Origin of the sequence: Methylobacterium sp. B1 (assembly GCF_000333255.1) — a bacterium.
Lineage (GTDB): Bacteria > Pseudomonadota > Alphaproteobacteria > Rhizobiales > Beijerinckiaceae > Methylobacterium > Methylobacterium fujisawaense.
On sequence record NZ_BACT01000622.1, the window covers coordinates 1 to 1,465 of the forward strand.

The following is a 1,465-nucleotide window of genomic DNA, read 5'->3' on the forward strand; positions in this document are numbered from 1 at the left end:
TGCGTTCGTGTGCGTCAGCCAGGAAGCCGTGGAAATGGACCCGCCGCTCTCGGCTCGGGGGCCGCCTCGTGGAACAGGTCCATCAGCATGGTCTTCCCGCGCCCGACCGAGCCCCAGACGTACAGGCCCCGGATCGGTTCGGCTTCGTCCTTGCGCCGGAACAGCCAGCCGAGGGCGCTCGTCTTGCTGGCGCGCTTGCGACGCTGCAGGTCCAGGACCAGGCGGTCGAGGGCGCGCACCAGATGCCCCTGGGCCGGATCGCGCTCGATCGCCCCGGTGGCGACCAGGGCCTCGTAGCGCTCGTGGACCGGCCCAGGCGAGACCGCGCTGGCCCGCGCCGCCGGCGACGGGGCGATGTGCTTGCCGGATCTGTCGTTCACGCCGCCGGTTCCTCGCTGCTGGTCGCGGCACCGGTTCGGCACCCCCCGCGCCCGCGTCGGCGGTCAACGACCCGGGACCTGTTCCAGTGCCGCGCAAGCTCGGCCTGAATCAACCCCGCGGCTGAACAGTCGCAGGAAAGCGTCCCATCGGCCCTGCGCATGGCAGATCCGCGGAGGGTCAGCCAAGCGTTTCGCTGCATTGCACAACGACTTTGAGGATGCGAGATCCGCTCCGTCTTTGGGAGGAGCGTCCGGATCTCCCTGCGCGGCACCGCGCACGAACCGGAGCTTCATCATGGCGGCACAAGCCCTCGAGGGTCTGGCCCACACCGTCCGCCGTCTGTGGCCGGCCGACCGCACGGCGGTCCTGAACTATTTCCTGCGGCTGGATCCGGAGACCCGGGCGAGCCGCTTCATGGGCAATGTCAGCGAGGCCGGGGTCCGGGCCTACGCCACGCAGGTCCTGATCGCCGAGGGCGTGATGTACGGCGCGTTCGTGGGCGGCGCGCTGCGCGGCCTCGGCGAATTGCGGCCCATGGGACCGGGTGCCTCGCGCTACGTCCTGGGGCCGCATGCCGAGGCGGCCTTCGCGGTGGAGCGGGCATTCCGTCGGCGCGGCATCGGCGCCGCCCTGTTCGCGCGGATCGCGCGCTCGGCGCGGCATCGCGGCGTCGTCGATCTGCACGTGCGCTGCCTGTCGGGGAACGGACCGATGCTGCGGCTCGCGGCCAAGCACGGGGCGGCCCTCCAGCACGAGGGGCGTGAGATCGAGGGCGCCCTCCACCTCGCGCGTCCGACGCCGTTCTCCCTCTGGTACGAAGGGATCGCGGAGGCTTTCGACTTCACCCTGGCGGCAAGCTTTCCGGAGCAGATGCGGCCCCCAGCCTGAATCCGCGAGCGCCGTCCACGCGGAGAGCCCGCGCGCTCACCCGGCGGCGTCGCCGACGAGCGCGAAGGTCAGGAGATCGACCGACCGTGCCCCGCCGCGCAGCAATGCCCGAGCGGCGGCGTTGCCCGTCGCGCCGGTGGTCATGACGTCGTCAACGAGGAGGATCCGGCGCCCGCGGATCCGGTGCTGTTCGGCG

General features: G+C 71.9%; 2 protein-coding genes and 1 pseudogene. 1 reads left to right on the top strand and 2 read right to left on the bottom strand.

The window, feature by feature from the left end:
- Positions 1-380, bottom strand: a pseudogene (gene zapE / locus I53_RS18490) (AFG1/ZapE family ATPase); the annotation flags it as partial.
- 295 nt (positions 381-675) lie between these two features.
- Between zapE and I53_RS18495 the strand changes: the two are divergent.
- Positions 676-1,269, top strand: coding sequence for a GNAT family N-acetyltransferase (locus I53_RS18495; protein ID WP_043353315.1), 594 nt, complete (start codon positions 676-678; stop codon positions 1,267-1,269).
- 36 nt (positions 1,270-1,305) lie between these two features.
- Here the strand turns inward: I53_RS18495 and I53_RS18500 are convergent.
- A partial coding sequence (locus I53_RS18500) for a phosphoribosyltransferase family protein (protein WP_043353316.1) occupies positions 1,306-1,465 on the bottom strand: 160 nt, incomplete at its 5' end.

Bases quoted from the DNA above. Each gene is read 5' to 3' on its own strand.
- I53_RS18495 (WP_043353315.1), top strand. From the start codon at position 676: ATGGCGGCACAAGCCCTCGAGGGTCTGGCCCACACCGTCCGCCGTCTG.